Source organism: Pseudomonas sp. BB438, from assembly GCF_057180225.1.
Window position 1 is genome coordinate 1,627,612 of the sequence record NZ_CM170001.1, and the last position, 19,701, is coordinate 1,647,312.

The 19,701-nt window shown below is 65.3% G+C and carries 19 protein-coding genes; 10 read left to right on the forward strand and 9 right to left on the reverse strand.

Annotated elements, in window-relative coordinates:
- Positions 1 to 77: 77 nt before the first annotated feature.
- The 3 genes from glpD to glpK form a co-directional block, all read right to left on the reverse strand.
- Positions 78 to 1,619 (reverse strand): glycerol-3-phosphate dehydrogenase, encoded by a 1,542-nt coding sequence (glpD, locus tag AC1ZV1_RS07595; protein ID WP_484296166.1) that lies wholly within the window; start codon positions 1,617 to 1,619, stop codon positions 78 to 80.
- Positions 1,620 to 1,764: 145 nt separating this feature from the next.
- Positions 1,765 to 2,520, reverse strand: a complete 756-nt coding sequence (locus AC1ZV1_RS07600; protein WP_484296167.1) for a DeoR/GlpR family transcriptional regulator — start codon at positions 2,518 to 2,520, stop codon at positions 1,765 to 1,767.
- A gap of 89 nt (positions 2,521 to 2,609) precedes the next feature.
- A complete protein-coding gene (gene glpK / locus AC1ZV1_RS07605) occupies positions 2,610 to 4,124 on the reverse strand; it encodes a glycerol kinase GlpK (protein ID WP_484296168.1) in 1,515 nt (504 codons plus the stop codon).
- 171 nt (positions 4,125 to 4,295) lie between these two features.
- Between glpK and ybaK the strand changes: the two genes are divergently transcribed.
- The 3 genes from ybaK (at position 4,296) to AC1ZV1_RS07620 (ending at position 6,685) form a co-directional block, all read left to right on the forward strand.
- Entirely contained in the window at positions 4,296 to 4,766 is a 471-nt protein-coding gene (gene ybaK / locus AC1ZV1_RS07610) for a Cys-tRNA(Pro) deacylase (RefSeq protein WP_484296169.1), read from the forward strand.
- Between the two features lie 93 nt (positions 4,767 to 4,859).
- The gene (locus AC1ZV1_RS07615) at positions 4,860 to 5,645 is read left to right on the forward strand and encodes a PhzF family phenazine biosynthesis protein (protein WP_484296170.1); all 786 of its coding nucleotides are present in this window, start codon (positions 4,860 to 4,862) and stop codon (positions 5,643 to 5,645) included.
- 95 nt (positions 5,646 to 5,740) lie between these two features.
- Positions 5,741 to 6,685 (forward strand): electron transfer flavoprotein subunit alpha/FixB family protein, encoded by a 945-nt coding sequence (locus AC1ZV1_RS07620; RefSeq protein ID WP_484296171.1) that lies wholly within the window; start codon positions 5,741 to 5,743, stop codon positions 6,683 to 6,685.
- Here AC1ZV1_RS07620 and AC1ZV1_RS07625 read toward each other — a convergent pair.
- A complete protein-coding gene (locus tag AC1ZV1_RS07625) occupies positions 6,682 to 7,743 on the reverse strand; it encodes an ABC transporter ATP-binding protein (RefSeq protein ID WP_484296172.1) in 1,062 nt (353 codons plus the stop codon). The genes AC1ZV1_RS07620 and AC1ZV1_RS07625 overlap by 4 nt on opposite strands.
- Before the next feature lie 16 nt (positions 7,744 to 7,759).
- Positions 7,760 to 8,677 (reverse strand): ornithine carbamoyltransferase, encoded by a 918-nt coding sequence (gene argF / locus AC1ZV1_RS07630; protein ID WP_484296173.1) that lies wholly within the window; start codon positions 8,675 to 8,677, stop codon positions 7,760 to 7,762.
- A 314-nt stretch (positions 8,678 to 8,991) separates the two neighbouring features.
- Here argF and AC1ZV1_RS07635 point away from each other — a divergent pair, with 314 nt between their 5' ends.
- The 3 genes from AC1ZV1_RS07635 (at position 8,992) to AC1ZV1_RS07645 (ending at position 12,773) form a co-directional block, all read left to right on the forward strand.
- Positions 8,992 to 11,085 (forward strand): molybdopterin oxidoreductase family protein, encoded by a 2,094-nt coding sequence (locus tag AC1ZV1_RS07635; protein WP_484296174.1) that lies wholly within the window; start codon positions 8,992 to 8,994, stop codon positions 11,083 to 11,085.
- 135 nt (positions 11,086 to 11,220) lie between these two features.
- Complete coding sequence (gene grxD / locus AC1ZV1_RS07640; protein WP_205339489.1) at positions 11,221 to 11,547, forward strand: Grx4 family monothiol glutaredoxin; 327 nt, start codon at positions 11,221 to 11,223, stop codon at positions 11,545 to 11,547.
- Positions 11,548 to 11,609: 62 nt separating this feature from the next.
- A complete protein-coding gene (locus tag AC1ZV1_RS07645; RefSeq protein ID WP_484296175.1) occupies positions 11,610 to 12,773 on the forward strand; it encodes an MFS transporter in 1,164 nt (387 codons plus the stop codon).
- A gap of 48 nt (positions 12,774 to 12,821) precedes the next feature.
- Here the strand turns inward: AC1ZV1_RS07645 and bfrB are convergent, their stop codons facing one another.
- The gene (bfrB, locus tag AC1ZV1_RS07650) at positions 12,822 to 13,298 is read right to left on the reverse strand and encodes a bacterioferritin BfrB (protein ID WP_017521012.1); all 477 of its coding nucleotides are present in this window, start codon (positions 13,296 to 13,298) and stop codon (positions 12,822 to 12,824) included.
- A 220-nt stretch (positions 13,299 to 13,518) separates the two neighbouring features.
- Positions 13,519 to 13,734, reverse strand: a complete 216-nt coding sequence (locus AC1ZV1_RS07655) for a bacterioferritin-associated ferredoxin (protein WP_484296176.1) — start codon at positions 13,732 to 13,734, stop codon at positions 13,519 to 13,521.
- 266 nt (positions 13,735 to 14,000) lie between these two features.
- Here AC1ZV1_RS07655 and AC1ZV1_RS07660 point away from each other — a divergent pair, with 266 nt between their 5' ends.
- Positions 14,001 to 14,603, forward strand: a complete 603-nt coding sequence (locus AC1ZV1_RS07660) for a peroxiredoxin (RefSeq protein ID WP_484296177.1) — start codon at positions 14,001 to 14,003, stop codon at positions 14,601 to 14,603.
- A gap of 60 nt (positions 14,604 to 14,663) precedes the next feature.
- On the opposite strand, the gene rnt is transcribed toward AC1ZV1_RS07660, so the two are convergent.
- On the reverse strand, positions 14,664 to 15,344 hold the full coding sequence (gene rnt, locus AC1ZV1_RS07665; RefSeq protein WP_015476175.1) for a ribonuclease T: 681 nt from the start codon (positions 15,342 to 15,344) through the stop codon (positions 14,664 to 14,666).
- Positions 15,341 to 16,387, reverse strand: a complete 1,047-nt coding sequence (gene pyrC / locus AC1ZV1_RS07670) for a dihydroorotase (protein ID WP_484296178.1) — start codon at positions 16,385 to 16,387, stop codon at positions 15,341 to 15,343. The genes rnt and pyrC overlap by 4 nt, the downstream gene beginning before the upstream one ends.
- Before the next feature lie 138 nt (positions 16,388 to 16,525).
- Between pyrC and AC1ZV1_RS07675 the strand changes: the two genes are divergently transcribed.
- The 3 genes from AC1ZV1_RS07675 (at position 16,526) to gloA (ending at position 19,374) form a co-directional block, all read left to right on the forward strand.
- Complete coding sequence (locus AC1ZV1_RS07675; protein WP_484296179.1) at positions 16,526 to 17,536, forward strand: flagellar protein MotY; 1,011 nt, start codon at positions 16,526 to 16,528, stop codon at positions 17,534 to 17,536.
- Positions 17,537 to 17,668: 132 nt separating this feature from the next.
- Positions 17,669 to 18,886 (forward strand): argininosuccinate synthase, encoded by a 1,218-nt coding sequence (locus AC1ZV1_RS07680; RefSeq protein ID WP_484297523.1) that lies wholly within the window; start codon positions 17,669 to 17,671, stop codon positions 18,884 to 18,886.
- A gap of 95 nt (positions 18,887 to 18,981) precedes the next feature.
- Positions 18,982 to 19,374, forward strand: coding sequence for a lactoylglutathione lyase (gene gloA, locus AC1ZV1_RS07685; protein WP_045209838.1), 393 nt, complete (start codon positions 18,982 to 18,984; stop codon positions 19,372 to 19,374).
- Positions 19,375 to 19,701: the final 327 nt, after the last annotated feature.

Below are 19,701 nucleotides of genomic sequence, written 5' to 3' on the forward strand. Positions count from 1 at the left end.
ACGCCACCGGGGCGTCGGCGTCGGGGGGAGTGTCGGTGGATTATCCGCGAGACTGGCTGCCCACTCCAATTCGACGTTCAGGCGACCTGCGTACTCGGTTCCAGCGGGCTTTCGCTGCGCAGAAGCTGCTCCAGGCGCTCCCGCTGCCGGGCGTTGAGGAACAGGCCGAGCTTGGTGCGGCGCCAGAGGATGTCGTCGGCGTCGCGCGCCCATTCCTCGTGGACCAGGTAGTCCACCTCCCGTGCATAGAGCCCCGCGCCAAGGTGTTCGCCCAGTTCGCTGAGGTTGTGCGCGCCGTCGAGCAGCTTCCAGATGCGGCTGCCGTAGGTGCTGGCCCAACGGCGGGCGAGGGCCGGGTCGAGCTGGCGCAGACGCTCCATGAGCTGGATGGCCAGGTCTTCCACGGTGGTCATGGCTTCGCCGCCGGGCAGCGGGGCACTGGCGGTCCAGCTCGCTTTCATCACGCCAGCGAAGTGCGGCGCCAGCTGCTCCAATGCGGCCTCGGCGAGCTTGCGGTACGTAGTCAGCTTGCCGCCGAAGACCGACAGCAGCGGCGCTTCGCCAGGCGTGTTGTCCAGCGCCAGGGTGTAGTCACGGGTGACGGCCGACGGATCGTCGGACTCGTCGTCGCACAGCGGGCGCACGCCGGAGAAGCTGCGCAGGATGTCCTGGCGGCCCAGCTGGCGCTTGAAGTGGGCGTTGGCCACGTCGAGCAGGTAGTCTGTCTCTTCTTCGCTGATGCTGATCGATGTGGGGTCGCCGTGATACTCGCGGTCGGTGGTGCCGATCAGGGTGAACTGGCGCAGGTAGGGAATGGCGAAGACGATGCGCCGGTCCTCGTTCTGCAGGATGTAGGCGTGCTCGCCTTCGTACAGGCGCGGCACGATCAGGTGGCTGCCCTGGATCAGGCGGATGCCGTAGGGCGGCTTCTGGCGCAGTTCGTCGCGCAGGAAACGGTCGACCCAGGGACCGGCGGCATTGACCAGCGCGCGTGCGCGCACCGAGTACAGGCTGCCGTCTCGGCGCTCCAGGTGCAGGTGCCACAGGCCCTTGCTGCGCCGGGCACTGACGCAGCGGGTGCGCGGATGCACATGGGCGCCGTTCTCGCGGGCGGCCATGGCGTTGAGCACCACCAGGCGGGCGTCGTCCACCGAGCAGTCGGAGTATTCGAAGCCGCGGGTGATCTCGGCCTTCAGCGGGCTATCCGGGGTGAAGCGCACGCCGCGCGAGGCCGGCAGCTTCTCGCGCTTGCCCAGGTGGTCGTAGAGGAACAGCCCGGCACGGATCATCCAGGCGGGCCGCAGGTGCGGGCGGTGCGGCAGCACGAAACGCAGCGGGTGGACGATGTGCGGGGCCTTGGCCAGCAGCACTTCACGCTCGGCCAGGGCTTCGCGGACCAGGCGGAATTCGTAATGCTCGAGGTAGCGCAGGCCGCCATGGATCAGCTTGCTGCTGGCGGAGGAGGTATGGGCAGCGAGATCATGCTGTTCGCAAAGGAACACCGACAGCCCGCGCCCGGCGGCGTCCGCCGCGATCCCCGCACCATTGATGCCGCCACCGACGACGGCCAGGTCATAGACTTCGGCCAGGGGCGCATTGCGCTTGCTGGTTGGGTTCATGGGGCCGCCTTGGGTATTGAAAGTGAATCTTTTGATGTTCGTTTTCGAAAATATCCTAGTTCAGTGAACGAAATATGACCACCCCTGGGCGCGAATTCGCGCGGACATTCGTCTGAATGTTCGGAAATGAAGGGTTCGAGCGGGCTCAGACCAGGTCGAGCTGGACCTTGTGCTGTTGCATCAGGCGCGCCACGGCGGCGGGCGGCGGGCAGTCGGTGAATACCCGGCTGACCAGGGAGATCGGCCCCAGGCGGACCACGGCGTTGCGTCCGAACTTGCTGGAGTCGGCGGCGAGGAACACCTGCCGGGCATTGTCGATGATCGCTCGGGAGACGCGGACTTCCTGGTAGTCGAAGTCCAGCAGGCTGCCGTCCTCGTCGATGCCGCTGATGCCGACGACGGCGAAGTCGACGCGGAACTGCTCGATGAAGTCCACCGCCGCCTGCCCTACCACGCCACCATCGCCGCGTACGGTGCCGCCGGCGATCAGCACTTCGAAGTCATCCTTGCCCGCGAGGATGCTGGCGACATGCAGGTTGTTGGTGATGACCTTGAGGTTCCGGTGGCCGAGCAGGGCGCGGGCGATGGCCTCGGTGGTGGTGCCGATGTTGATGAACAGCGAGGCGTTGTCCGGGATGTGCGCGGCGATGGCATCGGCGATGCGCTGTTTCTCGTCGCGCATCTGGTCGGCGCGGGTGTTGTAGGCGGTGTTCTCGATGCTCGAGTCCCAGGCCGCGCCGCCGTGGTAGCGGCGGAGCAGGTTCTGTTCGGCGAGCTGGTTGATGTCGCGGCGAATGGTCTGCGGGGTCACGGCGAACTGCTGGGCGAGTTCCTCGATGCTCAGGTAGCCGCGCTCGCGGACCAGGTCGAGGATGCTTTGCTGTCGGGGTGGCAGGTTCATGCGCGGTGCTCGTGCGGACGGGCCGGGAAGGCAAGGATGCCGCAGCGGGGGCCTTGCTGTCATGCGCGGCAGTCCCGGCAGGAGCGGTATCAGTCTTCGGCCGCCCAGCCGCGCGTGCGCTCCACGGCTTTCTGCCATCCCGCATAGAGGCGCGTGCGTTCGCCCTCGTCGCAGGCCGGCTGGAACACCCGCTCGATGACCGCCTTGTTCTTCAGTTCGGCCAGGCTGCCCCAGAAGCCGCAGGCGAGGCCCGCCAGCACGGCGGCGCCGAGGGCGGTCGTCTCGCGCATCTGCGGGCGTTCCACCGGGGTGCCGAGGATGTCGGCCTGGAATTGCATGAGGAAGTTGTTGGCCACCGCGCCGCCGTCCACGCGCAGGGCGCGCAGCGGCTCGCCGGCGTCCTGCTGCATGGCGTCGAGTACGTCGCGGGTCTGGTAGGCGATGGATTCCAGCGTGGCGCGGATCAGGTGGTCGGCCTTCACCCCGCGGGTCAGGCCGAACAGCGCGCCGCGGGCGTACGGGTCCCAGTAGGGCGCGCCGAGGCCGGTGAAGGCGGGGACCAGGTAGACGCCGTTGCTGTCCTTGACCTTGGTAGCGAAGTACTCGGAATCGTGGGCGTCGTTGATCACCTTCAGCTCGTCGCGCAGCCACTGCACGGTGGAGCCGCCGTTGAACACCGCGCCTTCCAGCGCATAGGCCACGTCGCCGCGCGGGCCGCAGGCGATGGTGGTGAGCAGGCCGTGGGTGGACTTCACCGCCTTGGCACCGGTATTCATCAGCAGGAAGCAGCCGGTGCCGTAGGTATTCTTCGCCTGGCCCGGTTCCACGCACATCTGGCCGAACAGCGCCGCCTGCTGGTCGCCGGCGATCCCGGCAATCGGCGTGCGGTGTACGCCGAGGCCGCCGACCTTGGCGTGGCCGTACACCTCGGAGGACGGGCGAACCTGCGGCAGCATCGCGCGCGGTACATCCAGCGCGGCGAGCAGGCGCTCGTCCCAGTCACGCGTGTGGATATCGAACATCAGGGTGCGCGAGGCGTTGGTGTAGTCGGTGACATGCACCTCGCCTTCGGTGAGCTTCCAGATCAGCCAGCTGTCGACCGTACCGAACAGCAGCTCGCCGCGCTGCGCACGTTCGCGGGCGCCTTCGACGTTGTCGAGGATCCACTTGAGCTTGGTGCCGGAGAAGTAGGGGTCGATGACCAGCCCGGTGGTGTCGCGGATGTGCTGCTCCAGGCCGTCGCGTTTGAGCTGCTCGCAGATCGCCGCGCTGCGTCGGCATTGCCAGACGATGGCGTTGTGGATCGGCCGGCCGCTGGCCTTGTCCCACACCAGGGTGGTTTCGCGCTGGTTGGTGATGCCGATGGCCGCTACGTCGGCGACGCTGATGTTGGCCTGGGCGAGTGCTTCCACCAGGGTCGAGCTCTGGGTCGCCCAGATTTCCATCGGGTCATGCTCGACCCAGCCCGGCTGCGGGTAGATCTGCGCGAACTCGCGCTGGGCGGTGCTGACCACGTTGGCATCGTGGTCGAAGATGATGGCGCGCGAGCTGGTCGTGCCCTGGTCGAGGGCGACGACGTACTTCTTGTTCGTAAGGTTCGTCATGGCGGCGGCCTTGTGCGGATTCCGTTCGGCAACCCCGGCGGCAGGTCCGGGTGGGGATTGGCGGTGAACATACGGGATTCATCCGCGTCGGTGAAGCGAACACCGTGCAGTGCGCCACACCTTGGCTTACTGTTATGCGCTGGAAAACCGCCTGCGAGACGCCCGCCGATCATGACCCCCGCCATCGACCTGCTGAAGAAGAACCGCGCCGAACACCATGTGTTGAGCTACGAGCACGATCCCAAGGCGCCATCCTATGGCCTGGAGGCCGCCGAGAAGCTCAACCTCGATCCGGCGCGGGTATTCAAGACGTTGCTGGCGGCCAGCGAGAAGGGCGAACTGCTGGTGGCGGTGGTGCCGGTGGTGGGCACCCTGGATCTCAAGGCGCTGGCCCACGCGGCCGGCGTGAAGAAGGCCGACATGGCCGATCCCAACGCCGCGCAGCGCGCCACTGGCTACCTGGTGGGCGGCATCAGCCCACTGGGGCAGAAGAAGCGCCTGCGCACCTTCATCGACGAAACCGCCCAAGGCTTTCCGACCATTCACGTCAGCGCCGGCCGGCGCGGCCTGGAAGTGGAACTGAGCGCCGAGACCCTGGCCGGCCTGACTTCCGCGACGTTTGCGCCCATCGGCCGTCCCTGAGCGGTCGATCCCCGGGACTGTGTGGTCCTTACTGTACGGTTCGCCGTCCGTCGGCTTCTGTCATGCTCGGTCATTACTTACAAGGAGATCGCCATGCTGCTCGACTTCCATCAGGTGGATGCCTTCACCGACCGTCCCTTCGCCGGCAACCCTGCCATGGTTTATCGCCTCGACGCCTGGCTGAGCGACGCGCTGATGCAGAAGATCGCCGCCGAGCACAACCTGTCGGAGACCGCCTTCCTGGTGAAGGAGCCCGAGGGCTGGCGCATCCGCTGGTTCACCCCGACCGCCGAGGTACCGCTGTGCGGCCACGCCACCCTGGCCAGCGCCCATGTGCTGTTCAATTTGTTCGAGGAGCCGGGCGAGCTGCTGGAGCTTAATTCGCTGTCTGGCCGGCTGAGCGTGACCCGCGAGGAAGGCCGGCTGGCGCTGAATTTCCCGGCTCAGCCGCCGAGCGCGATCGGCGCCACCGTCGAACTTGCCAGCGCATTGGGCGTGGAGCTGGTGGACGCCCTGAGCAACGCCTCGCACCTGCTGGCGCTGCTGGAGTCCGAGCAGGCCGTGCGCGACTGCAAGCCGGACTTCGCCGCCCTGGCGCGTTTGCCCTACCTGGGCGTGATCGTCACCGCACGCAGCGATCACTACGACTTCGTCTCGCGCTTCTTCGCCCCGGCCATCGGCCTCAACGAGGACCCGGTGACCGGCGCCGCCCACTGCAGCCTGATCCCTTACTGGTCAGGTCGCCTGAACAAGCTGCAGATGCGCGCCTTTCAGTGCTCCGAGCGCGGCGGTGAGCTGTGGTGCCGCCTGGAAGGCGACCGCGTCAGCATCGCCGGGCATGCACGGCTGGTAGCCAGCGGCCATCTGCTGGTTGGTTGATCTGTGGCCGGGGGGATTTCGCCTCTCCGGGGTAGTCTGGCCTTCACTGAAAACCGCGCGCTCCTGGCGCGGTTCGCCGCTTGGGAGGCAGGCCCGTGACCCTTCTGCTCATCGCTGACTATCAACGCAACGACGGCTCCGCCGTCCTAGCTCCCGCGACCCTGAACGCGCTGACTGCCGCCCGTCAGGTGGGCGGCGAGGTGCATCTGCTGCTGGCCGGCAGCGGCCTGGCCCTGTTGGCCGAGCAGGCGCGCCACATCGAGTGTGTCGCCCGTGTCGTGTTGGTTGACGATCCTGTCTACGACCATCTGCTGGCGGAAAATCTCTCCGCGCTGGTTGTGCAACTGGCGTCCCGCTACAGCCATGTTCTCGCGCCCGCCACCGCGATGGGCCGCGATTGCCTGCCGCGTATTGCTGCGCTGCTGGACGTCGATGCGGTATCGGATGTCATCGCGGTGATCGACGGCGAGACCATCCAGCGTCCGATCTATGCCGGTAACGCCATCGCCACGGTGCGCTGCGAAGGACCGTTGAAAGTGCTGGGGATTCGGCCAACGGCCTTCGACCCGGTTTCCTCGAAAGGCGGCAATGCCGAGCTTGAAAGACGCAGCGGGGCCGGCGACCTCGCGCTTGCGTCCTGGCTGGGCGAGGAACGCCCGGATTTCGAACGTCCGGCGCTGGAGTCGGCGAAGGTAATTGTCGCCGGCGGGCGTGGCCTGCAGACCGAGGAAGGCTTCGCGGCGCTCTATCCCCTGGCGGATCGCCTGCATGGCGCCGTGGGTGCTTCTCTGGCGGCAGTTGATGCGGGCTTCGCGCCGGCGGAACTGCAGATCGGCCAGTCCGGACGTATCGTCGCGCCGGAGCTTTACCTGGCGGTGGGCATCTCCGGCGCCGTGCAGCATGTGGCAGGTATGAAGGACGCGAAGGTCATTGCCGCGATCAACCTGGACCCGGATGCGCCGATCTTCGAGATCGCCGACTACGGTCTGCAGGGCGACCTGTTCGAATTGCTGCCGGAGTTGGAGAAGGCGCTCGCCTAGAGCGCCACGCTGCCCTGGGCCGGAAACAGCACCAGGTGCTCGGCGGCGACGCCGATGGCCACTTCGTCGCCGGGCTGATGGTCGGCGTGGCTGGGGAAGAGTGATTCCAGCTGGGTTCCGGTGGGCAGTTGCAGGCGATACAGCGTCGCCGCGCCGAGGAACGACTTGCCGACAATCCGTGCCTTCAGTGCACCATCGGCGGCCGGCACCAGGTCGTCCGGGCGCAGCAGCACATCCACCGCGCTGCCATCCGGCAGGCGGTAGGCACGGTTGCCGCGCAGCAGGCCCAGTTCGGTCTGCACCGCATCGTTGCCGCACATCTGTCCGCGAATGAAATAGCCCTGGCCGACGAAGCTGGCGACGAAGGGTGTCTGCGGCTCGTGGTAGAGGTTGAACGGGGTGTCCCACTGCTCCAGCACGCCGTGGCGGAACACGCCGACGTGGTCGCTGACGGCGAAGGCTTCTTCCTGATCGTGGGTGACCAGGATCGCACTGGTGCCGCGCGCCTTGAGGATATCGCGCACCTCATGGCTGAGCTGGCGGCGCAGTTCCACGTCGAGGTTGGAGAAGGGTTCGTCGAGCAACAGCAGTTGCGGCTGCGGCGCCAGCGCGCGGGCGAGGGCCACGCGTTGTTGCTGGCCGCCGGAGAGTTCGTGGGGGAAGCGCTGGCCGAGGCCGTCGAGCTTCACCAGTTCCAGCAGTTCACCGACGATGCGCTCGCGCTCGGGGTGCTTGCGGATGCCGAAGGCGATGTTGTCCGCCACCGACAGGTGCGGGAACAGCGCGTAGTCCTGAAACACCATGCCAATCCGGCGCTTCTCCGGCGACAGGGTGAAGCCGGGGCGGGAAATCACCTCGCCGGCCAGTTCGATGCGGCCGCCCTGTACTGGCTCGAAACCGGCGATGGCGCGCAGGGTGGTGGTCTTGCCACAGCCCGAGGGGCCGAGCAGGCAGCCAATGTCGCCGGCGTTCAGGTGCAGGCTGACGCCTTGCACCACACGCTGCTGTTCATAGCCACAGGAAAGATCGTCGAGGGTGAGCAGCAGCGGTTGGGTCATCGGACTCGGAACGGATTCAGGCGTAGTGGGCGTGCTCGACCAGCAGTTCGAGCAGCGCCTTCTGGGCGTGGAGACGGTTTTCCGCCTGGTCCCAGGCCACGGAGCGCGCGTCGTCCAGCAGGTCTTCGCTGATCTCTTCGCCGCGGTGGGCCGGCAGGCAGTGCATGAATAGTACCTCCGCCGCCGCGCCGTCGAGCAGCGCACCTGTTACCTGATATGGCTGGAACAGGCGCAGGCGCGCGGCCGCTTCGTCTTCCTGGCCCATGGAGGCCCAGACGTCGGTGCTCACCAGGTGCGCGCCGGCGACTGCGTCGCGCGGATCGCGGAAGATCTTCACGCGTTCGCCGGCCAGCTCCAGCAGGGCGGCGTTCGGCTCATAGCCTTCCGGGCAGGCCACATTCAGCTGGAAGTCGAAGCGGATCGCCGCCTCGATGTAGCTGTTGCACATGTTGTTGCCGTCACCGATCCAGGCCACGGTCTTGCCGGCGATGCTGCCACGGTGTTCGTGGAAGGTCTGCATGTCCGCCAGCAACTGGCAGGGGTGCAGGTCGTCCGACAGGCCGTTGATCACCGGCACGCGGGAGTTCTCGGCGAATTCGATCAGGTTGCTGTGGGCGAAGGTGCGAATCATCACGGCATCGACCATCCGCGACATCACCCGTGCAGCATCGGCGATCGGCTCGCCGCGACCCAGCTGGGTGTCGCGCGGGGAGAGAAAGATGGCCTGGCCGCCGAGCTGGATCATGCCGGCCTCGAAGGAGATCCGTGTGCGGGTCGAGGCCTTCTCGAAGATCATGCCCAGCACTCGGTTCTTCAGGGGTTCGTAGAGCACGCCTCGGTTTCGCAGGTCCTTCAGCTCGGTGGCGCGGCGGATCAGACCGAGCAGTTCTTCGGTCGTGTAATCCAGCATCGAGAGGAAGTGACGTGCGCTCATGGTTCGTACCTACTACTTATTCTCAGAATCAGGCCGAGGTACCGACCGGCTTTCGTGAGAAAAAACGGGCTGAACCTGCGGCGGGACCGCATGGAGCGGAAAATGGGGGAAGGCGCGATCCTATAAGGAAATGACGGATCTACGCAAGTTTCGCCCGGAGGGCCCGTCGAGCGGGGCTTCTCCATGGTCGTTCCTGATGCCGCACGATTCACCCGACGGAAGCTGGTGGTGCTCCTCGCGGCCCGGATTCATAGTGCTTTCGACCCCGCGACCGGTCCCATGAGGTGCCGGCGACAACAATAACGAGGCGAGCCATGAGCAAGACCCTCCACCACCGTGCGTGCCACCTGTGCGAGGCCATCTGTGGCCTGACCATCGAGACCGAGGACGAGCGCATCCTCTCGATCAAGGGCGATGCCCAGGACAGCTTCAGCCGCGGCCACATCTGCCCCAAGGCAGTGGCCCTGCAGGACATCCAGAACGATCCGGATCGGTTGCGCCAGCCGGTGCGCCGCGTTGGCAACGAGTGGCAGCCGATCAGCTGGGACGAAGCCTTCGAACTGGTCGCCACGCGGCTGGCGGAGATCCGCGAGCGTCATGGCAGCAACGCGGTGGCGGTGTATCAGGGCAACCCCAGCGTGCACAACTACGGGTTGATGACCCACAGCAATTACTTCCTTGGCCAGCTGAAGACCCGCAACCGCTATTCGGCGACCTCGGTGGACCAGCTGCCTCACCACCTGGTCAGCCAGCAGATGTTCGGCCACGGCCTGCTGATCCCGATCCCCGACATCGACCACACCGACTTCATGCTGATCCTGGGCGGCAACCCGCTGGCCTCCAACGGCAGCATCATGACCGTGCCGGATGTGGAAAAACGTCTGAAAGCCATCAAGGCCCGCGGCGGCAAGCTGGTGGTGGTCGACCCGCGCCGTACCGAGACGGCGGCGATCGCCGACCAGCACCTGTTCGTCCGCCCTGGCGAGGACGCGGCGTTGCTGCTGGGCATCCTCGACACACTGTTCAGCGAAGGGCTGACCCGCGAGACTTCCCTGCCGGTGAATGGCCTGGAAACGGTGCGCGAAGCGCTGGCGCCGTTCAAGGTCGACGCCATGGCCAGGCGCTGCGGCGTGCCGGTCGACGACATCCGCCAGTTGGCGCGAGCATTCGCCGCCGCAGACATGGCCGTCTGCTACGGGCGCATGGGCGTTTCCACCCAGGTTTTCGGCAGCCTGTGCCAATGGCTGGTGCAACTGATCAACCTGGTCACCGGCAACCTCGACCGTGTCGGCGGCGCGCTGTGCACCACGCCAGCGGTCGACCTGGTGGCGACCACTGCCGGCGGCGCCTTCAATCGCTGGCAGAGCCGCGTGTCCGGCCTGCCGGAATACGGCGGCGAACTACCGGTGGCGGCGCTGGCCGAGGAGATGCTCACCGAAGGGGAAGGGCAGGTGCGTGCGCTGGTGACGGTGGCCGGCAACCCGGTGCTGTCCACTCCCAATGGCCGTCGCCTGGAACAGGCGCTGGACGGCCTGGAGTTCATGCTCAGCGTCGACCTGTACATCAACGAGACGACTCGCTACGCCGACCTGATCCTGCCGCCCACCGCGCCGCTGGAGCATGATCACTACGACACCACCTTCAACGTCTTCGCAGTGCGCAATGTCACGCGCTTCAACGAGGCGATCCTGCGCAAGCCCGACGGTGCGCTGCACGACTGGGAAATCTTCGTCGGTCTGGCCAAGGCCTACGCCACGCGTCTGGGTGCCGAGCTCAAGCCGACGATGGCGCCGGAGCAGATGATCGAGATGGGCCTGCGTTTCGGCCCCTATGGCGATGCCAGCGAGCACAAGCTGAACCTGGCACGGCTGCGCGAACATCCGCACGGGCTGGATCTGGGGCCGCTGCAACCGAACCTGGCGCCGCGCCTGAAAACGGCCAGTCGTTGCATCGAGGCGGCGCCTGGCATCTTCCTCAATGATCTGCGCCGCTTCGCAGACACCCAGTCGCCGGCTGTTGATCAACTGCTACTGATCGGTCGGCGCCACGTACGCAGCAACAACTCCTGGATGCACAACTATCACCGCCTGGTGAAGGGCAAACCGCGCCATCAGTTGCTGATGCACCCGCAGGACCTGGCCTCGCGCGGCCTGGTGGACGGGCAGAAGGTACGGGTGCGCTCGCGGGTCGGCAGCATCGAGATCGAGGTGGCTGCCAGCGACGACGTCATGGCCGGGGTGGTCAGCCTGCCCCACGGTTGGGGCCACGGACGACCGGGCGTGCAACTGTCGATTGCGCGGGAGCAGGGCGGCGCCAGCGCCAACGATCTGACCGATGAGCGTCATCTGGATGCGCTTTCCGGCAATACCGCGCTCAACGGCGTGCCAGTGGAAGTCGAGGCGGCCTGACAGGCTGTCGCGCGGCACCTGCAAAGCCGAGCGTAGCGCTCGGCTTTGCAGTACAATGCGCGATACCGTGCCGGCCAGCGCTATCCGAGGAGGCAGCTGCCGGATCAGTATCTGATAGTTCAGCCGAGGAAGTTCATGGATATCATCGATACCATCAAAGAGCAGATCGCCAACAACCCTGTACTGCTGTACATGAAGGGTTCGCCGAACGCTCCCCAGTGCGGCTTCTCGTCCCGCGCCGCCCAGGTCCTGATGGCTTGTGGCGAAAAATTCGCCTATGTCGACATCCTGCAGAACCCGGAAATCCGCGCCAATCTGCCCAAGTACGCCAACTGGCCGACCTTCCCGCAGCTGTGGGTCGGCGGCGAGCTGGTCGGCGGTAGCGACATCCTGGCCGAAATGTTCGAGAAGGGTGAGCTGCAGCCGTTGATCAAGGCTGCCGTTGGCAAGGCCGACGCCTGAGTCTTTCGTGCTTCGCACAAAGCCCCGCTTCGGCGGGGCTTTGTTTTTGGGAAGAAATAAACATGACTGAACAGACGCGGGCCAACGCCGCGCGCTGGGCGTGCGGATACTGTTTTGCCATGGGCGGGATGGTTCATGGCAGCGTGATGGGGCGGGTGCCCGCCCTCAAGAGCATGACTGGGGTGGACGAGCAGCAACTGGGCCAGGCGCTGCTGGGCGCGGGCTTCGGCGCGCTGCTGGCGTTCGCCTTCGCCGGTGCGCTGGTGCGGCGTTACGGCAGTCGGGCAATCACCGTGGTTTCGGGGCTGGCGCTGATGGCGACCTTTCCGTTGCTGGGGCTGGCGCAGGACGTCTGGGTCCTGGCGACGGGCTTCCTCGCCGTCGGCCTGACCTTCGCGACCATGGACGTGGCGATGAACACGCAGGCGGTGGAAGTCGAGCGGCGCCTTGGTCGCCCATGCATCTCCAGCCTCCACGGCATGTACAGCCTGGGTGGTCTGGTCGGTGCCATCGGTGCGGCAGCCTTTGCCGACCTGGCGCCGGTCTGGCACTTCAGCCTGCTGGCACTGGTCGCCGTGGCGATCCTGCCGTTGTTCGCCCGCCATCTGTTCGAGGGGCGTCCGGAACCCATGGAGGAGGAGGCGCCAGCCCAACGTGGCTGGCGCCTGCCGCCACCGGCGCTGATCGGTCTTGGGCTGCTGACGCTCTGCGCGTTCGTATCCGAAGGGGCGGTCGCCGACTGGGGTGCCTTGCTGCTGCACCAGGTATTGGGCGCGTCCGAACGTCTGGCGGCACTCGGCTTTGCAGCATTCTCCGCGACCATGGTGCTGGGCCGTCTGTTCGGTGACCGACTGCGGGTGCGCTTCGCCGACGAGGCGCTGGTGCGCAACCTGGCGCTGCTGGCGATTGCGGGCATGCTGCTGGCGCTGTTCAGCCCGTGGGTTGCCGGTGCGATTGCCGGCTTCGCCCTGGTGGGCGCGGGACTGTCGGTGGTGGTGCCGATCCTGATCGGCGCGGCGGGCAACCGGCCGGGCGTCGAGCCTTCGCGCGGCGTGGCGGCGGTGGCGTCGTTCGGCTATGGGGGCTTGCTGCTGGGGCCGCCGCTGATCGGCTTCCTCGCCGAGCACGTGGGCTTGCGTCTGTCGCTGCTGGTGGTGGTGGTGCTGTGCGCCGGGCTGGTGCTCAAGGCGTCACTGGTACGCCGTCCGCCGAAGGCGAACGCCTAGGAGGGGAGGGCACCGGCGTCCACAACAGCGCCGGTGCCTTTTTCCTGATCAGTCGTCTTCGTGCATGTGCGACTGCAGGTAGTTCTCCAAGCCGACCTTCTGGATCAGGCCCAACTGGGTTTCCAGATAGTCGATGTGCTCTTCCTCGGACTCGAGGATGTCCTTGAGCAGGTCGCGGCTGACGTAGTCATGCACGCTCTCGCAATGCACGATGGCGTCGCGCAGGTCCTTGCAGGCCTTGAGTTCCAGGTTCAGGTCGCACTGCAGCATTTCCTGAGTGTTCTCGCCGATCAGCAGCTTGCCCAGATCCTGCAGGTTGGGCAGGCCTTCGAGGAACAGGATGCGTTCGATGAGCTTGTCGGCGTGCTTCATCTCATCGATGGACTCGTGATACTCGTGCGCGCCGAGGCGCTTCAGGCCCCAGTCGTTCCACATGCGCGAGTGCAGGAAGTACTGGTTGATGGCGATCAGCTCGTTGCCGAGGATCTTGTTCAGATGCTGGATGACTTTCTTGTCGCCTTTCATGCCGGGGTCCTGCCGTGTGGAGTGGGAGAGATTGAAATTCTCGCGTCCTTATAACCATCTGTCAAACATAAGTCCTTGAATTTGTTATAAAAAGGAATATGAATGCGAATGTTTTCATTCCGCAATTTGGCGCTAAACCACTGAATTGCGGGCATAAAAAAACCGGGCCAGGGCCCGGTTTCTTTGGAATTTCAGCTGAATTGATCAGCGGTCTTTTTTTTCAACCCGCCGCGTAGGCCAGGTTGTAGTTCATTGCCTGGACGCTCTGCAGCTCGCCGAGGGTTTCGCGAACCACCTGCTTGGCGAGGCAGGCGCATTTGCCACACTGGGTACCGACGCCGGTGCATTCACGCACTTGGCGATAGTTGCAGGCGCCGTCGTAGATCGCGTCGCGGATCTGGGTATCGGTAACACCGTTGCAGAGGCAGACGTACATGGTTGCACTACAGTCGCTGTGGGGTTGTTGGAAGCGATACTAATAATAATGAGAATGATTGTCAAAATTTGCCGGAGTCTTCTCCCGGCATCCCGATAAATGGTTGTCGGGCCCGGAAGATTGGCGGCGGGGTCGCGTGGGTGAAGGCGTGAAGCGCCGGGTGTATGATGGCGGACCCACTGGAGCGGCAGCCCCTCAAGCCCGGCAGTTTCGACCGGGTCGCGGTTTTTCGCTCTCAAGCGCCTCACCATGACAGGAGACAAGGAATGAGCGTACTCGTAGGTAAGAAAGCTCCCGATTTCAACGTGGCCGCCGTGCTGGGCACCGGCGAGATCGTCGACAGCTTCGTGCTGTCCGAAGCCATCAAGGGCAAGTACGGCCTGGTGTTCTTCTACCCGCTGGACTTCACCTTCGTCTGCCCCTCCGAGTTGATCGCCCTGGATCACCGCATTCCGGACTTCCAGGCGCGCAACGTCGAAGTGATCGGTGTCTCCATTGACTCCCACTTCACCCACAACGCCTGGCGCAACACTCCGGTGGACAAGGGCGGCATCGGTCCGGTCAAGTACACCCTGGCTGCCGACATCACCCACGAGATCGCGAAGGCCTATGACGTCGAGTCCGAAGGGGGCGTGGCGTTCCGTGGCGCCTTCCTGATCGACCAGAGCGGTGTGGTGCGTTCGCAGATCGTCAACGACCTGCCGCTGGGCCGCAACATGGACGAGCTGCTGCGACTGGTCGACGCCCTGCAGTTCACCGAGGAGCACGGCGAAGTCTGCCCGGCCAACTGGAAGAAGGGCGACAAGGGCATGACCGCCTCGCCTGAGGGCGTTGCTGCCTACCTGGCCGAGAATGCCGGCAAGCTGTAAGGCTGCTGAAACATGAAAAAGCCCCGCGATTGCGGGGCTTTTTCATTCAGAAAGGTGCGATCAGTGATCGTCTTCCATCCAGCCGCCGAATTCCTTCCAGCGGTTGACGATGCCGCAGAACAGTTCGGCAGTCTTCTCGGTGTCGTAACGCGCCGAGTGCGCCTCGCGGTTGTCGAACTCGATGCCGGCGGTCTGGCAGGCCTTGGCCAGGACGGTCTGGCCGTAGGCGAGACCGGCGAGGGTGGCGGTGTCGAAGCTGGAGAACGGGTGGAACGGGTTGCGCTTCACGCCGCTGCGGTTGACGGCGGCATTGAGAAAGCCCAGGTCGAAGCTGCTGTTGTGGCCGACCAGGATCGCCCGTTTGCAGCCGTTGGACTTCAGCGACTTGCGCACGCCACGGAAGATTTCGGTCAGCGCCTGCTCTTCCGGCACGGCCATGCGCAGCGGGTGGTCCAGCTTGATGCCGGTGAACTCCAGCGCCGCCTGCTCGATGTTGGCGCCTTCGAAGGGCTCCACACGGAAGAAGTAGGTGTGCTCGGGGAACAGGTAGCCGCTCTCGTCCATGCCGATGGTAACGGCGGCGATCTCCAGCAGGGCGTCGGTGCCGGCATTGAAGCCGCCGGTCTCGACGTCCACCACGACCGGCAGGTAGCCGCGGAAGCGGCGCGCCATCGGGTGGCGCGGGCCGGGCGGGAAGGAGCCGTCGAGCTCCTCTTCGAAGATTTCGTTCTCGTCACTCATGCCACGGCCTCCAGCAGGCGCCAGCGCAGTTTCTCGCCAGCACGCAGGGGGACGACGTCGAAGTCACCGAACGGCAGGGCCGCCGGGGCTTCCCACTCCTCACGAACCAGGGTGATGCGGTCGCTGTTGCGTGGCAGGCCATAGAAGTCCGGGCCGTGGAAGCTGGCAAAGGCCTCCAGCTTGTCCAGCGCGTTGCGCTGTTCGAAGGCTTCGGCGTACAGCTCGATGGCGGCGTAGGCGGTGTAGCAGCCGGCGCAACCGCAGGCGGCTTCCTTGGCGTGGCGCGCGTGGGGCGCCGAGTCGGTGCCGAGGAAGAACTTCGGACTGCCGCTGGTGGCCGCATCCAGCAGGGCTTCCTGGTGGGTGTTGCGCTTGAGGATCGGCAGGCAATAGAAGTGCGGGCGAATGCCGCCAACCAGCATGTGGTTGCGGTTATACAGCAGGTGGTGCGCGGTGATGGTCGCGCCGACATTGGCCGGGGCGGCCTTGACGAAGGCGGCGGCATCGCCAGTGGTGATGTGCTCGAAGACCACCTTGAGCGTCGGGAAACGCTCGACCACCCGGGTCAGGTGCTCGTCGATGAAGCGCTTCTCGCGGTCGAACACGTCGACCTCGGCGCGGGTGACCTCGCCATGCACCAGCAGCGGCAGGCCGACCTCGGCCATGGCTTCGAGCACGTGGAAGATGTTGTCGACGCTGGTGACGCCGGAGTCGGAGTTGGTGGTGGCGCCAGCCGGGTACAGCTTGGCGGCGTGCACGAAACCGGAGGCCTTGGCGGTGCGGACTTCCTCGACGCTGGTGCGGTCGGTGAGGTACAGCACCATCAGCGGCTCGAAGCGGCTGCCGGCCGGACGGGCCGCCAGGATGCGCTGGCGGTAGGCGTCGGCTTCGGCGGCGTTGCGTACCGGCGGGACCAGGTTCGGCATGATGATGGCGCGGCCGAAGGTGCGGGCGGCGTCGCCGACGGTTTGCGCGAGTGCGGCGCCGTCGCGCAGGTGGATGTGCCAGTCGTCGGGGCGCAGGAGTGTCAGGCGGTCGGACATGCGGATTCCAGGGGTGCGGTTGCAGCGGGAAGAGGGGGAAATGCTACCGGAAAAGGCCGCCGCCGGCACTCGCTATCAAGTTTCGCCGAGGCTGACCGATAGAATCTGGGACGCCTCTTTATCTGTATGGAAGCCATCGTGCGCCAGCCTTCTCTTCTCCTGCTCGCTCTCTGCGCCAGCCTCCCGGCCTGGGGGCTGACCTTCCAGACGCGCCTGGAAAGCGCGCAATGGACGGTGGCAGGCGATCAGTTCGAGTGCCGGCTGTCGCAGAACGTGGCCGGTTTCGGCCTGGGTGAGTTCGTCTGGCGTGCTGGCGAGCAGCCCACTTTCCGCCTCAAGTCCCAGCAGGGCTGGCTGGGCACCGGATCGGCAACCCTGCTGGCGGCCGCGCCACCGTGGCGACCGGGGCAGGGCGACCTGAACCTGGGCTCGGTGGCCGTGGGTTCCGGCGAGGTGCCGTTCAACAGCACCCAGCAACAGGCCGGGCGCTTGCTTGGCGGGCTGCTGGAAGGCCGTACGCCGGAAGTGCGCCATCGCACCCGTACCGGCGAGAATCTGCTGGTGCGCTTGCTGCCGACGCGTTTCGCCGATGGCTATACGAAGTTCCAGGACTGTTCGACGAAGATGCTCCCGGTCAACTTCGATCAGGTGCGTCAGAGCCAGGTCGGTTTCCCGGATGGCGGTACCGAGGTCGATCCGCTGGGGCGTGCCAAGCTGGACATCATCCTGCAATACATGAAGGCTGATCCGACGGTGAACCGCATCGAGCTCGATGGCCACTCCGACAACAGCGGCAACCGCCTGGCCAACCGCGAGGCCTCGCGTCGTCGTGCCATTGCCGTCATGGAGTACCTCAAGGCGAATGGGGTGCCGGAATCGCAGATTACCGTGCGCTTCTATGGCGAGCGCTACCCGCTGGTGAAGAACAATTCCGCTGCCAATCGCGCAAAGAACCGCCGGGTGACGGTGAACCTGTCCCGCGAGGCAGTGGTCGAGCAGGCGCCCGCCGAAGCCCCGCCAGCCCCCGCCGCAGGGGCTCCCACCGCGCCGGCTGCTGCCGCTGGCGCACCTGCGCAGGGCGCCCCGGTCGCGCCTGCTGTCAATGCTGCCCAGCCGCCTGCCACGCCGCCCTCGGCGCCCAAGGGCTAAGCCGCGGCGTCGGGTCGCACCGACGATAGTATTTGTCGCTTTGTCGTCAAAAGCTGTCGCCCCTCTGTAAATTATTCCGAGCGGACAGTAGAATCGACCCCTTTCGTGACAACCCCCGTGGAGTTGAGTGGCATGGCGGACGTGAAGAAGGTAGTCCTGGCGTATTCCGGTGGCCTGGACACCTCCGTAATTCTGAAGTGGCTGCAGGATACCTATAACTGTGAAGTGGTGACCTTCACCGCCGACCTGGGTCAGGGCGAGGAGGTCGAGCCGGCCCGCGCCAAGGCCAAGCAGATGGGCGTGAAAGAGGTCTTCATCGAGGACCTGCGAGAAGAGTTCGTCCGCGACTTCGTCTATCCAATGTTCCGTGCCAACACCGTCTACGAAGGCGAGTACCTGCTGGGTACTTCCATCGCCCGTCCGCTGATCGCCAAGCGCCTGATCGAGATCGCCAACGCCACCGGCGCTGACGCCATTTCCCACGGTGCTACCGGCAAGGGCAATGACCAGGTGCGTTTCGAGCTGGGCGCCTACGCACTCAAGCCGGGCGTGAAGGTGATTGCTCCCTGGCGCGAGTGGGACCTGCTGTCCCGCGAGAAGCTGATGGATTACGCCGAAGCCCACAACATCCCGATCGAGCGCCACGGCAAGAAGAAATCGCCCTACTCCATGGATGCCAACCTGCTGCACATCTCCTATGAAGGTGGCGTGCTGGAAGACACCTGGACCGAGCACGAAGAGGACATGTGGAAGTGGACCGTCTCCCCGGAGAAGGCCCCTGACGTAGCGACTTACATCGAGCTGACCTACCGCAAGGGCGACATCGTCGCCATCGACGGTAAGGACATGACCCCCGCCGAGGTGCTGACCGAGCTGAACCGCATCGGCGGCGCCAATGGTATCGGCCGTCTGGACATCGTCGAGAACCGTTACGTCGGCATGAAGTCCCGCGGCTGCTACGAGACCCCCGGCGGCACCATCATGCTCAAGGCTCACCGCGCCATCGAGTCGATCACCCTGGACCGCGAAGTCGCTCACCTGAAGGACGAGCTGATGCCGCGCTACGCCAAGCTGATCTACACCGGCTACTGGTGGAGCCCGGAGCGCGAGATGCTCCAGCAGATGATCGATGCCTCCCAGGAGCACGTGAATGGCGTCGTGCGCCTGAAACTGTACAAGGGCAACGTCATCGTGGTCGGCCGCAAGTCCGACGACTCGCTGTTCGATGCCAACATCGCGACCTTCGAGGAAGACGGCGGCGCCTACAACCAGGCCGATGCCGCTGGTTTCATCAAGCTCAACGCGCTGCGCATGCGTATCGCCGCGAACAAGGGCCGCAAGCTGTTCTGATAAGCTTGCGTCTCCCGTGACAAGCAAACCCCGGCCACGAGCCGGGGTTTGTGTTTATAAGCCCGCTGACCGGGCACCTGATGAGGAAAGAATCGATGAGACTGCTGCACACCATGCTGCGCGTCGGCGACATGGACAAATCCATCGCCTTCTACACCGAAGTCCTGGGCATGACCCTGCTGCGTCGCAAGGATTATCCGGACGGCCAGTTCACCCTGGCATTCGTGGGCTACGGCAACGAGGACGACAACAGCGTCATCGAGCTGACCTACAACTGGGGCGTGGACCAGTACGAGCTGGGCACCGGTTACGGCCACATTGCCCTGGAAGTGGCCGACGTCTACAAGGCCTGCGAGGACATCCGCTCCCGTGGCGGCAAGATCACCCGCGAGCCGGGCCCGATGAAGCACGGCACCAGCATCCTTGCCTTCGTCGAGGACCCGGATGGCTACAAGATCGAACTGCTGTCGCCGCAGCGCAAGGACTGACTTGTCGCTCTGCAAAAACCCCGCCTCGCTGCGGGGTTTTCTTTTTCCGGCCTGGCCACCGCTACTCAGGCGATAGCTGGCGTGGTGAAGGTTCGTGCCTGGTTCCCGTCCTGAAATGGCTCCCGCCAATCTCGTTGCGTATGCACCCATCCCTGCCTGTTGTGCGAAACAAGCGAGCCAGACGCGGTGGAGCATCATTTCGACGTAAGCGCCGAGCGGATGGGGGATTAGGAATCATCTGATGTCTGTAGGAAATGACGCTAAGGATACTGCCGGGAGTATCCACGGGAGCCTTCGTGACGCGCGCTCATTAGCGCGGACTACGGA